The following is a 15,974-nucleotide window of genomic DNA, read 5'->3' as shown; positions in this document are numbered from 1 at the left end:
GTGCCCCCCTTCAAACGGGTGGTACGGCGTTAGCTAAACCAGATCCCGTAGTACATTCGCATTCCTCCCGGCATGATTGTTTTGGCTAAGGCAGAAATAGTCATAAATTCCATCACCTGTCACCCTCAGATTTTGGCCTGCATCGCAAAGCCCGGTGTCTGTGGCGTTATTTCAACTGTTGCAGCAGCTCTGCACGGTCCAAAGCAAAGCCCGACGCGATCCAGGCTTGCTCGAGCTGTTTCAATGCCGCGCCCAGCGCCGCACCCGAAAGATCAGGCATCAGATCAGCCGCTACAATCGGAAAGATCGCTTCGGTGCCACGCGCCAAATCAGTCTCTAATTCGGGTGAAATGGGCTGTTCCAACAGCGCCGCCCGCAACAGGCAGGCACTGTGGGCCAGATCCCGCCCCAGCCGGTAGCTCAGCTCGGTCGCCGTGGCAGAGGCGCTGACGGCATCGCGCAGCTGCACCAGCTGGCGGGCCTCTGCCTTGCTCAATCGCAAATGCCCCTGCATCTCAGCGCCGCCCAGCGCTGCCAGGCGCCGCACCGGATCAACCTGTGCACCGGCCTCCAAATGAATGAGCGGTGCCAGCGCCCGGTCATCTGCGCCCGGAAGAATTTGCCCCAACACACCAATTTGGCGCATCACTGCAATCGCCGGGGCTGGGTCGGGCGCACCGAGAAGTTTCAACAGCTCAGCCGTGACACGTTCCAGCGATAGCTGCGACAACCCCTCAAGATTGGCAGCAATCGCGGCCAGAGCTTCCGGGTCAAACCCGGCTTGGGTGTCGCCATACCAGGCGTGGAACCTGAAATAGCGCAGGGTGCGCAGGTAGTCTTCGCGAATGCGGTGTTCAGCGGTACCAATAAACCGCACCCGGCGCGCTTTCAGGTCTGCCATACCCCCCAGGGGATCGACAACTGTGCCATCGGGGCGCGCATAGATGGCATTCATGGTGAAATCGCGGCGCGCGGCATCCTCGGCGATCTCTTTGGAAAAGGCCACCACAGCGCGACGGCCATCCGTTGCAACATCTTTGCGAAACGTCGTCACCTCGTGGGGGATCTGGTTTTGCACCAGCGTCACCGTGCCATGGTCAATCCCGGTTGGAATCGCCTTGATTCCTGCGGCTTTGGCCAGGGCCACGACCTCATCTGGGGTGGCATCGGTGGCAATATCAATGTCGGAAACCGGCACGCCCATCAGGGCATTGCGCACACAGCCACCAACAAATAACGCCGCCGCCCCCCGTTCGGTCCCCTCTGCGGTCAAAGCCGCACAAACAGCTTGGGTTGCTGGATCCGTCAGCCAAGGCTGCCCCGCCAATAGGGTCATTTCTGCAGTACCCCGGCAAGATTGCGCAGCATCCGCGCCGTGGCGCCCCAGATATAATAGGGGCCAAAGGGCACCGTGTAATAGTGCCGCCGGGTGCCCCGCCAACTGCGTGAGGTCACGATATAATTGTGCGGGTCCAGCACATGGCTGAGTGGCACGGAAAAGACCTCGGCCACTTCCCCGGCTTCGGGGCGAATATCAAAGGGCTCATGCAGCAATGCCACCACGGGGGTCACCTGAAAGCTGGTGACGGTCTCGTGGCTGGGCAACAGGCCGATGACCTCCGGCAGGTCTTTGGGTAGACCAATCTCCTCCCAGGCCTCGCGCAGGGCGGCGGCAGTGACATCGACATCACCCTCATCCACCTTCCCACCGGGAAAGGCGATCTGGCCAGGGTGGTGTTTCAACGCCGAGGATCGTTTTGTCAGGATAACCCGTGGCGCGTCTTCCACCAGCGAGATCGCCACCAGAACCCCGGCAGGGCGCAGCCTGCGTTCTGGTGGAAGGGCGAGATCAGGGTTGAGATCAAAATCCGAAGACCCCGCCCTCTGATCCGCCAGCACGGCCTTCAGACTGCGCCGCAGCTCACTCATCGGTAGCAGTTTCCGCTTCAAAGCCAACCGTTTTTGGGTCCAGATCATAATGCGCACTGCAGAACTGACAGTCGGCTGTTACCCGGCCCTCATCCGTCGTCATGGTGGCAATATCCTTGGCCGAGTAGATCGACAGGCTTTGACGGACGCGATCCTCGGAACAGGTGCAGCCAAAATGGACCGCCTGCGCATCATAGACCCGTGGCTCTTCCTCGTGGAACAGGCGCAAAAGCAGCTCTGTTGGGGTCACTGAGGGGCCAATCAGCTCCAGCTCTTCGACGGTGTTCAGCAGGGTGTTGACGCGATTCCAGTTTTCCTCAGCCTCGCCTTCGACCAGATCCGCAGCCCGGAGCGTGGCACCGCTGCCCTCTGCATCGGCGGCCACAAAAGGCGAAGCCTTTGGCATATGCTGCATCATCACGCCACCGGCGCGCCAATGTTCGGCAACACCGGGGCTGGAGGATTTCCCATAGGTGAGGGTAAAGGTCGTCGGCAGCTGTTCGGACTGAGCAAAATAGGCGCCAGCACAGGCAGCCAGCGATTCGCCATCCAGCGCGGCAATCCCCTGGTAGGGTTTGGTATCTTCGCCCTGGTTGATCATCACGGCAAAATAGCCTTCTCCCACCTGATCAAACGGCGCGGAATCGGTCAGACGCTCTGCATCAAAGCTGGCATAGGCACGAATGCGGGCCGGTTCGCCTTCGCTCGCCGGGGCGTAATAATCGGTGGCGATCATCCGAACCGGGCCCTTGGACTGAATCTGCAGCGACAGTTTCCAGCGCAGCTTGATCGTTTGCCCGATCATCGCGGTCAGAAGTGCCATTTCCGCGACCAGGGCTTCGACCTGAGGCGGATAGTTGTGTTGTTTCAAAATGCCATCAAGCGCGGAATCAAGCCGCACCACACGGCCCCGCATATCAGATGCATCAAGCTGAAAAGGCAGGACGGTATCGTCCCATGCGATTTTTGATCCAAGAGTCATGTTTGATCCAACGGTCATGGGGGTTTCATTAGGAGCCGATGATTGGCATATCGAGCCTATATAGGGTTTTCCACGATAGAGTGAAGGGGGCGCAGATGATCAGACGGTTTGGCGCGGTGCCACGGCATAATCAGCGGTATCAGATGCGCCCCGGAGCCTATGCAATATTGCCGCGAAATGGGCGGTTTTTGCTGACCTGCCAGATGGACCCGCATCCCGACATCCAGCTGCCCGGCGGCGGTATCGATCCTGGAGAGTCACCCCTGCCCGCTCTGCACCGCGAGGTCTATGAAGAAACCGGCTGGTCCATCGCTGCACCTCAAAGGCTCGGAGCATTTCGGCGCTACACTTTCATGCCGGAATACGATCTCTGGGCAGAAAAACTGTGCCACATCTACCTGGCGCGCCCTCTGCGCAAACTGGGGCCGCCGACAGAATCCCAGCATGAGGCGGTTTGGATGTCGCCAGAGGAGGCGATTCAACGCCTGGGAAATGACGGTGATCGCCATTTTGCCACTCTGTTCTACCGCCGCAGCCAAGCCAAAACACAGCCCAAATGCTCCCGCCCCTTTTTGAAGGGCTAAAGCCAATCAACAGGGTTGGGCCGGGCAGCACGCCTTAGCGTGCTGCGGTTGGCGACCTTTTCTCAGGGGAGCAAGGCACATTTTCCTGTTTTCACCTTTGCCTGTCATCAAAAGCTCAAACCGACGCGCAACCGCAGACCGCTTTAGCGGTCTGCCGGGCCCAACAAGAGCAGATTATTTTTTATAATCTGACGATTGGCGGGAGCTCCCCCTGGGCTTGAACAGAGGAATACCCCTGAACTGAAGATCAGGGGCCCTCATATTCAAACAGGGTTGCGGACACATCGTCCTCTAGCCCGTATTCCTGCGACAGGATCTGAGTGAGGTTCCAGTACAGATCATCCAGGAATTCCTTGCCGCTCTGACGCGAATCGCATTTGCTGATCAGGTCCAGCAGGCCTTCAACCTCGAGCATCTCGCCGTTCTCCAGCCGCGCTTCGGTAAAGCCATCAGAATAGAGCAACAACCGGTCACCCTTTTCCAGAACCACTTCTTCCTGGCTATAACTGATATCCGGCACCAAACCGATTGGAACGCCACCTTTGCCCAAAAATTCGGTGCTGCCATCCCGTCGTAACAGCAAGGGATGCGGATGCCCCGCCTGCACCATCTTCAGCACACCGCTGCGCAGATCTACGATACAATAGGCCATGGTGAAGTATTCTTCGATGCCGGTATCGGCAATCAGGCGCGCGTTCAGCAAGCGGGCAACCTCATCCGGTTGACGCAACGCGTAGAACCTTTTGAACCGCTGCTCCATACCGACATTCTGATCAAAATAGGTCGAAGACAGATAGCCCCCCAGACGGGCTGTCATCATCGCCGAGGTAATCCCGTGGCCGGACACATCAATCGAATAGAAGCCGATCCGATTCACCCCTGGGCAGAACATGCCAACCAAATCGCCACCGATATGGCCACAGGGTTTGAGCAACAGGCTCACGGTAGAAGACCCAAACTCCTTTGAGAGTTCGGGCACCAGAGATTCCTGTATCTTGCGGGCCTGAATGAGATCTTGGTCGATGGCATCGTAGACGCTCTGCAGCTCATCCAGAGTGTCAGAAACGATTCGGTTCTTTTCTGACAGCTCTCGCTGCATTTTCAGGATACGTTCCCCTGCCGAAATCCGCGCCCGCAGCTCATCCGAGCTCACCGGCTTGGTCAGGAAATCATCAGCCCCGGCATCCAGACCTTCGGCCACCTCATTCTTTTCACTTTTGGAGGTCAGCAGGATGAAATAGGCATAGTTGTCTTTGGATTGTTCGCGAAAGGCCTGGCAAAATTCCAGGCCATTCATCCCCGGCATCATCCAATCGCTGAGAATCAAATCAGGCGGATCTTGCCGGCAAATCTCCATTGCTGCGGCTCCGCTTTCGGCCTCAACAACATCGAATCCCCATTTCTGCAAAGAGGCAACCAGAATGCGGCGCTGCAAACGGCTGTCGTCGACCACCAACACACGGTTGATAGACCCGCTCATAGCGTGTTCCTCGTTGTCCAGTGAACTGTCCGGCAGCACCCTCGGTACCTCTTACAAAATGATCGCGGTCTTCTATCTGCTGTCACTATCAGGGCAGACCTTTAATAGGATATGAATATTGAAAATTGTCTCTCGCCCCCTTTTTCACCTTAAATTTACTACATACAAACTAACTGTCTCTCTCAAACTGAAGGCAAATAGGAACACGCAATGATAGATTGGCCTCGGGTAAACGAGCTGAAAGACGAGATCGGTCAAGATGATTTCGGCGAAGTTGTGGAACTTTTTCTGGAAGAAGTCGAAGAAATTATCAAAAAACTTCGTGACGATGATCGCAGCCAGCTTGAACAGGACCTGCATTTTCTCAAGGGCTGCGCCCTAAATCTCGGGTTTGACAGCTTTTCAAAGCTCTGCCTGCAAGGTGAACGTCAGGCTGCTGAAGGTCAGGCCAGCGAAGTCGATCTGCCGGCGATTCTTGATATGTTTGAAGCTTCAAAACACAGCTTTCTCACGGAACTTCCCAATCAAGGCTAGTTTACATCACTCCGGTGTTTGACGTTTGTCACTTTAATTTCATCAAATTTTACAAAAATCTAACGCCCTTTCTTTGATCTACAGACTGTAACCTGGGTTGGCCTCTTGCGGCCAGCCTGCCGCCCTGCGGGCGGCCCCGGTTGCGGCAACCAGACGACGCCCTGTCGACCGGCACCACCAAGCCTCCCCCTCAGCGCCATCCTTCAAATCAGAAACTGAGCCAAAGTCTCATCATTGGTGATATCTGTGTAGGACATACCCGCGTCATCCAGCCGTGCTAAAAAGTCCGTAAAGTTTTCTGGTCGTTTGGTTTCGATCCCAATCAGGACCGAGCCAAAATTGCGGGCCGACTTTTTCAAATATTCAAATCGGGCAATATCATCCTCAGGCCCCAGAATGCCCAGAAACTCTTTTAATGCGCCGGGTCGCTGTGGCAACCGCAGTAAAAAGTACTTTTTCACGCCAGAGTATCGCTGTGCCCGTTCTTTGACCTCGGGCAGGCGCTCAAAATCAAAATTCCCGCCAGAGGTAACGCAAACAACCGTCTTGCCCCGAATCCAGGTCCGCAGATCGCCCAGTGCTTCGATGGCCAAGGCTCCGGCTGGTTCCAAGACGATTCCCTCGACGTTCAGCATTTCGACCATGGTGGTGCAAACCCGGTCTTCAGGCAGCGCGATCACATCTGGCAAAGGCACATGTTTCAGCACCTCAAAAGGGCGCTCCCCCAGCCGCCCCACCGCTGCGCCATCAACAAAGGTATCCACCTTGTCCAAGGACACCGGCCGTCCAGCTGTCAGCGCCGCGCGCAGGCAGGCACCGCCCGCAGGTTCCACAAAAAGACTATGCACCCGGTCGCCAAACCAGCTGGTCACCCCGGCGGACATACCGCCGCCGCCCACCGGCAAAATCACATGATCAGGCACCCCGCCCAACTGCGCTTCGATCTCTACTGCGATGGAGCTTTGGCCTTCGATCACATCTGGATCGTCAAAGGGCGACAAGAAATGCCCGCCTTCACGGGCGCACCACTCCTGCGCTGCCGTCAAGGTGTCGTCAAAATAGTCACCGACCAAATGGATCTCGACATTGTCACCACCAAACATCCGGGTTTTCTGGATCTTTTGCTGCGGTGTGGTCACCGGCATAAAGATCACGCCTTTGACGGCCATGTGTTTGCACATGAAGGCGACGCCCTGTGCGTGATTGCCGGCTGAAGCACAGACAAACAGCTCCTTGCCAGGTTGCTTGCGCATGGCATTAAAGGCACCACGGATTTTGTAAGACCGGACCGGGCTCAGATCCTCACGCTTGAGGTAAATTTCCGCCCCGAAGCGCTCGGACAGGTGGACATTCTTTTGCAGCGGCGTGGGCGGAAACACATCGCGCATCGCCGCCTCGGCCGCACGGGCCTGAGTCATGAAATCGGTCATATCCCTTGATTGGCGCAACCCCGTCCCCAAGGCAAGGGGGCAGGATCAAAGCATACCGAAGAATACCGATCCAGGCTTTGTCAGATCGGGCGGCCTTCGATGTAGTGACCATAAAGTGTGGTGAGGATGCTGACATTGACCAAAGACATGACCAGCAACACTGCATAGAGAACAATCGGCCCAATGATTGGCACCAACACAAACAGAGCCGCCATGATGTTCAGCAACAGTTGAAACAAGAAACCAATAAGAATAAGCCCAACAATGGTCCAGGTTTCGCCCGTGGTTGCCTCCCATGCTTCTTTGATCTTCAGGGACTTACCAATGGCCGCAGCAGGAAGCACCGGCAACAGGCGGTACAGCCCAACCACAGCAGAAAGCACCAGAATAATGGCAAAGACACCTGCTAGAACTGGTGACATCGCACTTAAGCCAAACATCACAATCGCCGCAGGTATCATCGCGATCATCATCAAGATCCCGAGCATAAGAGCATGCCCGATGTAAGAGAGAATGCGGTCAAACCGAAACGGCGGAACCCATCCCTGCGGGTATTCTTCCAGCAGCACAAAGCGGTGCCAGGAGGTCACGATCCACAACATCATGATCATCACAAACACCCAGGTGGCGAAGAAAACCATCCAACTATTGGCAATCAACAGCCCCAAAGCCTGCTCATCCTGAAGGACAGAAACAGACACTCCGATATATGAAAGCGCGGCAAAGACACCGACAAAAGCAATCACCACAGGCACCAGCCCAATCTGCAGGGCTTGTTTCAGGTTGCGAAACACCATCCCAAAGGAATGGGCAAAAATCGACCAAGACTTCATCTAAATTCTCTCCATCACAATACTGCGCTTTATGTCGCACGCTATGCGAGTGCGCAATACAGGAAAAGGCCAGTAAACCTTGCCCTCACGTTCGAAACCCGCTATCGCCCAGTCGATCTGACTGAGAGGAAATTCTATGTCCGCGCCCAAGAAAGTTGTGCTGGCCTATTCCGGTGGCCTTGATACCTCAATCATCCTGAAATGGCTGCAGACCGAATATGGCTGCGAAGTTGTTACCTTCACCGCCGATCTCGGCCAGGGTGAAGAGCTGGAGCCCGCCCGCCAAAAGGCTGAGCTGCTCGGCATCAAGCCGGAAAACATCTACATTGAGGACGTCCGCGAAGAGTTCGTGCGCGATTTTGTCTTCCCGATGTTCCGCGCCAATGCCGTCTATGAGGGTCTCTATCTGCTGGGCACCTCAATCGCGCGTCCGCTGATCTCCAAACGTCTGGTTGAGATCGCCGAAGCCACCGGCGCTGATGCCGTGGCCCATGGCGCCACCGGCAAGGGCAACGACCAGGTGCGTTTTGAGCTGGCCGCCTATGCGCTGAACCCCGACATCAAGGTGATCGCACCCTGGCGTGAATGGGATCTGACCTCGCGCACCCGCCTGCTGGAGTTCGCTGAGCAAAACCAGATCCCCGTCGCCAAGGACAAGCGCGGCGAAGCGCCGTTCTCGGTGGACGCCAACCTGTTGCACACCTCTTCTGAGGGCAAAGTGCTGGAAGATCCCGCCGTCATGGCGCCCGACTACGTCTACCAGCGCACCGTTCACCCCGAAGATGCGCCAAATGAGCCCGAGTTCATCGAAGTCGGCTTTGAAAAGGGCGATGCTGTCTCGATCAATGGTGAGGCAATGTCGCCTGCCACCATCCTGACCAAGCTGAATGAATACGGCGGCAAGCACGGCTGCGGCCGTCTCGACCTGGTTGAGGGTCGCTTTGTTGGCATGAAGTCGCGCGGCATCTATGAAACCCCCGGCGGCACCCTGCTGCTGGAGGCGCACCGCGGCATCGAGAGCATCACCATGGACCGTGGCGCCATGCACCTCAAAGACGAGCTGATGCCAAAATACGCCGAGCTGATCTACAACGGCTTCTGGTACAGCCCCGAGCGTGAGATGCTGCAAGCCGCCATCGACGCCAGCCAGACCCATGTCACCGGCACTGTGCGTCTCAAACTCTACAAAGGCTCCGCCACCTGCGTTGGCCGCTGGTCGGACCACACGCTCTACTCCGAGGCCCATGTGACCTTTGAAGAAGATGCCGGCGCCTATGATCAGACCGATGCAGCGGGCTTTATCCAGCTCAATGCCCTGCGTCTTAAACTACTGGCGGCCCGCGATCGTCGCCTGAAAAAGTAAGTAGTCTAAAAAACTGAATTTTTGAAAGGGCCGCACCAATTGGTGTGGTCCTTTTTCCTACCGTTATGTGGCGAGATCAGAAAACCCATGATAGCAGCCGTGATTGGCCGTCCACCACCCCCTAAGCCGCGACCGCATCCGAAAAATCGATAGTTTCAAAGAGCGTCTGGCGCAGTAGTTCTGCATCCGCTAGGGTCTGGAAAATATCGGCGCAGACGGAGTTTGGGATGACTGATCAAGAGGATGACCTCTTTGAAGATGATTTCGCGGAAGAGCTGGAGATGTTTGTCGAAGCCCAGGACACTGTCTGGGCAGATGTCTTGGCAGAGCTGAAATCCGGCAAGAAAACCGGCCACTGGATGTGGTTCGTCTTTCCGCAACTGGCGGAACTTGGCCAGTCCCATATGGCGCAACTTTACGGCATCGAAGACCTGTCAGAAGCCACTGCTTTTCTAGGCCATGACGTCCTGCGCGCCCGACTGATCGAAGTTTCCGAGCTGATGCTCACACATCAGGGTCAGGACCCTGCAGCAATTCTGGGCACCACAGACGCCAAAAAACTACGTTCCAGCATGACGCTTTTTGCCGCCACCCCTGGCGCACCCGATGTCTTCGCCGAGGTCCTCGCCACATTCTTTGCAGCCACCCCCTGCGACGTGACCCTCGAAGCGATCGCCTAAACAGGCTCTAATTTGAGCGTCCTGCCACTTCATCGGTTACTTTCCCCATCGTCAAGGTTGCGAGCGAAGCTGCGCTCGCTTACCCCTTTGGTGACAGTCTCATGAGGTAATCCGATGGCGCTACACGACATTGCACAAGGTATATCCAAAGAGCTTCAGGGCAAAAGTTTTGCAGGCTCCTTGAAGTTTGATTGTGGCAGCGACGGCGTGATTATTCTGGCAGATGGCACCGCATCAACCACCGACCGTGACACGGATTGCACCATTAAACTCTCTCAGGACAATCTGGTAAAACTGCTGACCGGAAAATTAAACCCAATGACCAGTGTAATGATGGGTAAGCTCAAAATCTCCGGCGATATGGCCACGGCGATGAAGCTGAGTAAGCTGATCGGCTGAGCTTTCATCTTGCCCCAAATACCTTGGGGGGAGCGCCTTTGGCGCGGGGGGCAAAGCCCCCACTCCTGCCCTGGTCAGATCTTTTGCGCTTTCATTGCCTCATAATAGGGCATGGCCGCCTCCAACACCGGACGCAAATCATCCGGAACCTCTGGCAAAGGCCCTTCCCGCCCGGCAAACCCGGATGAGTTCCACACCGCACCATACCAAACCGGCGCCCATACGCCATCGTTGGGATGTCCGCCCGGGGGCCAACGCAGCATTTTGGACGAAAACGGCAGATCAAGCCTGTCGCAAAGCTGTTCCAGCTTGGTCGCTGGGTCGTCGCGGATATCGTGGCTGTCGACGACCACCGGGTCCTGGCCCCAGCTTCGGCACAGTTCAAACAGCTCTGCCTGCTGGCGGAAACCAATATCATCCAGCGTCGGGTTTTCCCGTTTCGCCGCATATGAGGCAATCACCCGCGCCGGATGACGGATCAGGAACACATTGGTCACCTGCCGCATCCAGTCACGCGGCACCCCGTCAATCATGTGCTGGGTCATGTGTTTTTGATAAAAATAGGGCTTTGCGGCCGGCACCGGCCCTACCAGCGCCTGTGCAACCTCGATGGCCTCTTGTGATTGGCTCTCCAGTATCTCTTCCCGCATGGGATGCTGCAAACCCGTCAGGGCCAGATAGGCCGCATAAAAGGGTTCATCCACCACCGCACAATCGCCGCGATTGCCAAAGGCATACATCATTGCCGTAGACAGGTTACGCGGGCCAGACCACATGGCAACTCGCATCAGGTGCACTCCGCTTCGATCATCGCTTTATAAAGCCCCCGAATACGTTCGGTGACCGGCCCCATTTCACCACTGCCAATCTGGCGCCCGTCAATATCTCCAACTGGTGTCTGAGCGCCAAAGGTCCCCGTTAGAAAGGCCTCATCGGCCCCATAGGTATCCACCAAGGAATAGTTTCGCTCAAACACCGGGATGTCATTGGCGCGGCACAGGTCGATGACCTTTTGCCGGGTGATGCCATTCATGCAGTAATCGCCAGTCGAAGTCCAAACCGCGCCCCTGCGCACGATGAAAAAGTTACAGGCGTTGGTAGTGTTCACAAAGCCATTCACATCCAGCATCAACCCCTCGTCAGCGCCAGCCTTTTCGGCGGCGATACAGGCCAGGATGCAGTTCAGTTTGGAATGAGAGTTGAGTTTTGGATCCTGGGTCATCGGCAGCCCCCGCAGATGCGGTACCGTGGCCAGCCGGATGGGACGCGGCAGATTGGGCTTGGAGTGCTCCATGATGATCACCATGGTTGGCCCCTGCTGCGACAGCGATGGATGCTGGAAGGGGCGGGTTTTCACCCCGCGGGTGATCATCAGGCGCGCATGGGCATCCGTGGTCATTTCATTGGCCTTTTGCGTGTCTAACACGGCCTGTTTGACGCCATCTCGGTCCAGACCAATATCCAGATCAATTGCCTTTGCCGCCTCGAACAACCGATCGAGATGTTCGTCGATAAAGGCCCAGATTCCATTATACAGGCGCAGCCCTTCCCAGACGCCATCCCCCAGCATAAACCCACTGTCATAGACGCTCACCGTGGCCTGGGCCTTGGGAACGATTTGGCCGTTCAGATAGATCAGGATCTCTTCATTACGCTGGTCTTCTGTCGCCTGATGAGTGCTCATCTTCTCTGATTTTCTCGGGATGTCTTGCATTGGGGGGCTCCTTTTCCGGCACGCTAGAAGGATTGGATCCAATTTCCAAGCGGTAACTTGCGCTCACCTCCCCGTGACATTTGATGACACAGGGTTGAGCCAAACCCAAAGCCTCGGCAGTTTGGTCAAAACGGAGGTCAACATGCAGATTTTCAAAACCCTTAAACCCGTCGCCCTTACTGTATTTATGCTTCTCGCCCTCGTGTTGCGCGGCCAAGAGGCTGAGGCCCAAACCCAAGAGACGCTCACCCTAGCTGGGGGGTGTTTCTGGTGTGTGGAAAGCGATTTTGAATCAGTTCCAGGGGTGGTTGACGCCATTTCAGGCTACACCGGGGGGCACACAGTGAACCCGACCTACAGCGAGGTTGGTAAGGGAAACACGGGCCATTTTGAGGCGGTTGAAATTCGGTTTGACCCCAGCCGTGTCAGCCGTGCTGATCTTCTGGATATGTTTTTCCGCTCCATTGATCCCACCGATGCAGGCGGCCAGTTTTGTGATCGTGGAGAGACCTACCGTACCGCTGTTTTTGTCTCTAACCCAGGCGAAAAGGCCCTTGCTGAAAAAGCACTGGCCAAGGCTGAGGCGGAGCTGGGACAAAAGATTGTCACGCCAATTCTGAATGCCGACACCTTTTACCGCGCCGAAGACTACCACCAAGATTACTACAAAGGCAGCAAGTTGATCTTTACCCGGTTTGGACCCAAACGTCAGGCTGCAGCGTATAAACGCTACCGTCAGGCCTGTGGCCGCGACGCACGTGTGCTGCAGCTGTGGGGGAACGCCGCGCCCTTTGCGCAAGATCACTAAGGAAACGAAGCTCGGGACGCAGGACGCGGGCAGCCCCCTCTTGCGCTTTGCGTAATTCACCCCTGGGAGATTTTTGCCCAAATGAAACCCAGCAGATAATTAAAAGCGGGCGCTTTGCACCTCTTTGAGATCAGGAATGACATCTGCGGTGCCGTGCCGTGTGACCATCAGCGCCGCTGCCCGCGCCGCAAGGGACATTGCTTGTGGCATCGGCAAGCCCCGGTCCAAGGCCGACAGCACATAGCCCGTAAAGGTATCACCGGCCCCTGTGGTATCGACCGGTGTAACCGGCAGAGCCGCCACATCCAAAGCCTGACCAGAACTGGCACAGTAATGGCGCGCACCTTGGGCGCCGAGGGTGACAATAACGTCAGTAACGCCCAGCGCATCCGCAGATTGGCCCGTCACCTGTTGCAATTGCTCGGCCTCAACCTGGTTCAGAAACAACAGATCCAGGTAGGGCAGAACCTGGCGCACGGCCAGGGCGTCAAAAGGAGCGGCGGCATAGGCCACCCTGAGCCCCAGATCCCGGGCCATTTTTGCGGCTTCCGCCTGCATATTGGTTTCGTTCTGCAGCACCAGAATATCGCCGGCATTGGCGGTGCTAAGCGCCTGACCAATCTGATCTTCTGAAATGGCCCGATTGGCACCGGGATAAAGAATGATCTGATTCTCACCGGCCTGATCCACCGCGATGATGGCGTGGCCTGTGGGCAAATCCAGCGTCGCAATCGAGCGGGTATCAACGCCATATTCCATCAGACGCGCCACCGCCCAATCCCCTTCGGGGCCAACAGCGCCGATGTGATGCACGACTGAGCCGGCGCGGGCGGCAGCGACCGACATATTGGCCCCCTTGCCGCCCAGGAACTGGTCCAATCCACTTGCCGCCAGGGTTTCACCGGCGACTGGCAGATGCGGCATGGTGTAAACCATATCCGCATTGATTGAGCCCAGATTCCAGATCGCCATGGCTTTACCCGATGTTGCAGGCAGCCAGGACCGCCATGTTCAGCACGTCATTGGCGGTGGAGGTGGTGGAACAGATCTGGATTGGTTTATCGACCCCAGACAGGATTGGCCCCACAACCGTTGCGCCCCCCATTTCCTGCATCAGCTTAACCGAGATCGAAGCCGAGTGCCGCGCTGGCACGATAAGAATATTCGCCGGTCCGGTCAGACGCTGGAAGGGGTAGGCCTCTTGTGCGGCGGCATTGAGCGCCACATCGACGGTCATTTCGCCTTCATACTCAAAATCCACGCCGCGTTTGTCCAGTACGGCTGGCGCGAGGTGCATTTTCTCTGCCCGCTCCGAGACCGGATAGCCAAAGGTAGAGAAGCTGACAAAGGCCACCCGAGGATCAAGCCCCATGTGGCGGGCAACGCCGGCAGCGCGCTCGGCAATATTGGCGAGATCGTTTTCATCCGGCCATTCATGCACCAGGGTATCGCCAATCAACACGATGCGCCCCTTGTGCAACAGCGCAGTTACGCCAGCGGCGCCATGGGCATTATCGGCATCAAACACATGGTTGATCTGGTCCAGAATATGCGCCGATTTGCGGGTCGCCCCAGTCACCAAACCATCGCCATGACCATGGGCCAGCATCAGGGCCGAGAACACATGGCGGTCACGCCCCACCAGGCGATGCACGTCTTTGCGGTCAAAACCTTTGCGCTGCAGGCGTTTGTAGAGAAAGTCCTTATAGACATCAAAATGGGTGGTATTGGCGGCATTGACGATTTCAAGCTCACGCACGGCATCAGCGAGCCCTGCAACTTCCAGCTTTTGTTTCACGTCCTCGCTACGTCCCACGACCAGTGCCTTGCCGAAGCCAGAGCGCTGGTAGTTGACAGCAGCGCGCAGTACCCGTGGGTCATCGCCCTCGGCAAAGATCATCCGGCTTTGCGCTGACCGTGCCCGCGCATTCAACCCGCGCAGGATCGAGGCGGTTGGATCCATACGACCTTTGAGACCAATCTCATAGGCTTCCATATCAATGATGGGACGGCGCGCGGCACCGGTATCCATGCCGGCCTTGGCAACGGCAGGGGGGATACGGTGAATCAAGCGCGGGTCAAATGGGGTGGGAATGATGTAATCGCGACCAAAGGTCAGCGATTTGCCATAGGCCAGCGCCACCTCGTCCGGCACGTCTTCGCGCGCCAGGGCCGCCAGAGCATGAGCACAGGCAATTTTCATCTCGTCGTTGATGGCGCGGGCATGGATGTCCAGCGCGCCACGGAAGAGATAAGGAAAGCCAAGCACGTTATTGACCTGGTTGGGGTAATCCGAACGTCCCGTCGCGACGATTGCGTCAACGCGCACCTCATGGGCCTCTTCCGGGGTGATTTCCGGATCGGGGTTTGCCATGGCAAAAATCACCGGATTGTCGGCCATGGATTTCACCATGTCCTGGGTCACAGCCCCCTTGACCGAAACACCAAGGAACACATCTGCACCCTCCATCGCCTGTTCCAGCGAGCGCAGTTCAGTAGAGACGGCATGGGCCGATTTCCACTGGTTCATGCCTTCAGTCCGGCCCTGATAGATCACACCTTTGGTGTCGCAGACGATGCAGTTTTCGTGCCGCGCGCCCATGCGTTTCAGCAGTTCGATACAGGCAATCCCCGCCGCCCCTGCCCCATTCAGCACGATGCGCACGTCTTCGATCTTTTTCCCCGAAATATGCAAGGCATTGATCAGACCCGCGGCGCAGATCACGGCGGTGCCGTGCTGGTCATCGTGGAAAACCGGGATATCCATCTCTTCCTTGAGCTTTTGCTCAATGATGAAACACTCCGGCGCCTTGATGTCCTCCAGGTTGATGCCACCAAAGGTCGGCCCCATCAGACGCACTGCTTCGATGAACTTGTCCGGATCTTCGGTGTCCAGCTCGATATCAATCGAGTTCACATCGGCAAAGCGTTTAAAGAGAACGGATTTCCCTTCCATCACCGGCTTAGATCCTAATGCACCAAGATTGCCCAGACCCAGGACCGCCGTCCCGTTAGAGATCACCGCCACAAGGTTGCCCTTGTTGGTATAATCATAAGCGGTTTCGGGGTTGGCAGCGATGGCTTCGCAGGGGACCGCAACACCGGGCGAATAGGCAAGCGACAGATCGCGCTGTGTCGTCATCGGGACTGTGGCGTTGATCTCCCATTTGCCGGGGGTTGGATCCAAGTGAAAGGCCAGAGCCTCTTCGTCGGTGATCTTTGCTTTGGGCATGGGGTT

General features: G+C 56.7%; 16 protein-coding genes. 6 read left to right on the top strand and 10 right to left on the bottom strand.

What is annotated here, in order from left to right; genetic code table 11:
- Nucleotides 1-166: 166 nt before the first annotated feature.
- Genes QZ268_RS05920 through QZ268_RS05910 form a run of 3 tightly spaced genes read right to left on the bottom strand, consistent with a single transcriptional unit; the run spans nucleotide 167 to nucleotide 2,911 of the window.
- A complete protein-coding gene (locus QZ268_RS05920; RefSeq protein WP_295449501.1) occupies nucleotides 167-1,336 on the bottom strand; it encodes a CCA tRNA nucleotidyltransferase in 1,170 nt (389 codons plus the stop codon).
- Nucleotides 1,333-1,929 (bottom strand): CoA pyrophosphatase, encoded by a 597-nt coding sequence (locus tag QZ268_RS05915; RefSeq protein WP_295449497.1) that lies wholly within the window; start codon nucleotides 1,927-1,929, stop codon nucleotides 1,333-1,335. The genes QZ268_RS05920 and QZ268_RS05915 overlap by 4 nt, the downstream gene beginning before the upstream one ends.
- Nucleotides 1,922-2,911 carry an Hsp33 family molecular chaperone HslO gene (locus QZ268_RS05910; RefSeq protein WP_295449978.1) on the bottom strand — a complete coding sequence of 330 codons (990 nt, stop codon included), beginning with the start codon at nucleotides 2,909-2,911 and terminating at the stop codon, nucleotides 1,922-1,924. The genes QZ268_RS05915 and QZ268_RS05910 overlap by 8 nt, the downstream gene beginning before the upstream one ends.
- 95 nt (nucleotides 2,912-3,006) lie before the next feature.
- Between QZ268_RS05910 and QZ268_RS05905 the strand changes: the two genes are divergently transcribed.
- Nucleotides 3,007-3,495 (top strand): NUDIX hydrolase, encoded by a 489-nt coding sequence (locus QZ268_RS05905; protein WP_295449494.1) that lies wholly within the window; start codon nucleotides 3,007-3,009, stop codon nucleotides 3,493-3,495.
- A gap of 247 nt (nucleotides 3,496-3,742) precedes the next feature.
- On the opposite strand, the gene QZ268_RS05900 is transcribed toward QZ268_RS05905, so the two are convergent.
- Nucleotides 3,743-5,014 (bottom strand): SpoIIE family protein phosphatase, encoded by a 1,272-nt coding sequence (locus QZ268_RS05900; RefSeq protein WP_295449491.1) that lies wholly within the window; start codon nucleotides 5,012-5,014, stop codon nucleotides 3,743-3,745.
- A 171-nt stretch (nucleotides 5,015-5,185) separates the two neighbouring features.
- Here QZ268_RS05900 and QZ268_RS05895 point away from each other — a divergent pair, with 171 nt between their 5' ends.
- On the top strand, nucleotides 5,186-5,509 hold the full coding sequence (locus QZ268_RS05895; RefSeq protein ID WP_295449489.1) for an Hpt domain-containing protein: 324 nt from the start codon (nucleotides 5,186-5,188) through the stop codon (nucleotides 5,507-5,509).
- Nucleotides 5,510-5,712: 203 nt separating this feature from the next.
- Here the strand turns inward: QZ268_RS05895 and ilvA are convergent, their stop codons facing one another.
- Nucleotides 5,713-6,939 carry a threonine ammonia-lyase IlvA gene (gene ilvA, locus QZ268_RS05890; protein ID WP_295449485.1) on the bottom strand — a complete coding sequence of 409 codons (1,227 nt, stop codon included), beginning with the start codon at nucleotides 6,937-6,939 and terminating at the stop codon, nucleotides 5,713-5,715.
- An 80-nt stretch (nucleotides 6,940-7,019) separates the two neighbouring features.
- Nucleotides 7,020-7,772 carry a hypothetical protein gene (locus QZ268_RS05885; RefSeq protein WP_295449483.1) on the bottom strand — a complete coding sequence of 251 codons (753 nt, stop codon included), beginning with the start codon at nucleotides 7,770-7,772 and terminating at the stop codon, nucleotides 7,020-7,022.
- 136 nt (nucleotides 7,773-7,908) lie between these two features.
- Between QZ268_RS05885 and QZ268_RS05880 the strand changes: the two genes are divergently transcribed.
- The 3 genes from QZ268_RS05880 to QZ268_RS05870 all read left to right on the top strand — a co-directional run bounded on the left by QZ268_RS05880 (nucleotide 7,909) and on the right by QZ268_RS05870 (nucleotide 10,214).
- Nucleotides 7,909-9,135 (top strand): argininosuccinate synthase, encoded by a 1,227-nt coding sequence (locus QZ268_RS05880; protein ID WP_295449480.1) that lies wholly within the window; start codon nucleotides 7,909-7,911, stop codon nucleotides 9,133-9,135.
- Between the two features lie 227 nt (nucleotides 9,136-9,362).
- Entirely contained in the window at nucleotides 9,363-9,815 is a 453-nt protein-coding gene (locus QZ268_RS05875; RefSeq protein ID WP_295449477.1) for a DUF1810 domain-containing protein, read from the top strand.
- A 114-nt stretch (nucleotides 9,816-9,929) separates the two neighbouring features.
- Nucleotides 9,930-10,214 carry an SCP2 sterol-binding domain-containing protein gene (locus QZ268_RS05870; protein ID WP_295449473.1) on the top strand — a complete coding sequence of 95 codons (285 nt, stop codon included), beginning with the start codon at nucleotides 9,930-9,932 and terminating at the stop codon, nucleotides 10,212-10,214.
- Nucleotides 10,215-10,288: 74 nt separating this feature from the next.
- Here the strand turns inward: QZ268_RS05870 and QZ268_RS05865 are convergent, their stop codons facing one another.
- On the bottom strand, nucleotides 10,289-11,002 hold the full coding sequence (locus tag QZ268_RS05865) for an HAD family hydrolase (protein ID WP_295449470.1): 714 nt from the start codon (nucleotides 11,000-11,002) through the stop codon (nucleotides 10,289-10,291).
- Entirely contained in the window at nucleotides 11,002-11,928 is a 927-nt protein-coding gene (locus QZ268_RS05860) for a D-amino acid aminotransferase (RefSeq protein WP_295449467.1), read from the bottom strand. The genes QZ268_RS05865 and QZ268_RS05860 overlap by 1 nt, the downstream gene beginning before the upstream one ends.
- A 142-nt stretch (nucleotides 11,929-12,070) precedes the next feature.
- On the opposite strand from QZ268_RS05860, the gene msrA reads away from it, so the two are divergent.
- A complete protein-coding gene (gene msrA / locus QZ268_RS05855) occupies nucleotides 12,071-12,736 on the top strand; it encodes a peptide-methionine (S)-S-oxide reductase MsrA (protein ID WP_295449464.1) in 666 nt (221 codons plus the stop codon).
- Nucleotides 12,737-12,835: 99 nt separating this feature from the next.
- Here msrA and QZ268_RS05850 read toward each other — a convergent pair whose 3' ends face one another.
- The gene (locus QZ268_RS05850) at nucleotides 12,836-13,708 is read right to left on the bottom strand and encodes a ribokinase (RefSeq protein ID WP_295449462.1); all 873 of its coding nucleotides are present in this window, start codon (nucleotides 13,706-13,708) and stop codon (nucleotides 12,836-12,838) included.
- Between the two features lie 4 nt (nucleotides 13,709-13,712).
- Nucleotides 13,713-15,968, bottom strand: coding sequence for an NADP-dependent malic enzyme (locus QZ268_RS05845; RefSeq protein ID WP_295449459.1), 2,256 nt, complete (start codon nucleotides 15,966-15,968; stop codon nucleotides 13,713-13,715).
- Between the last annotated feature and the right edge of the window lie 6 nt (nucleotides 15,969-15,974).

The sequence above is a fragment of the uncultured Pseudophaeobacter sp. genome (genome assembly GCA_905479575.1).
Classification (GTDB): domain Bacteria; phylum Pseudomonadota; class Alphaproteobacteria; order Rhodobacterales; family Rhodobacteraceae; genus Pseudophaeobacter.
This window is presented reverse-complemented; position numbering and strand designations above follow the sequence as displayed.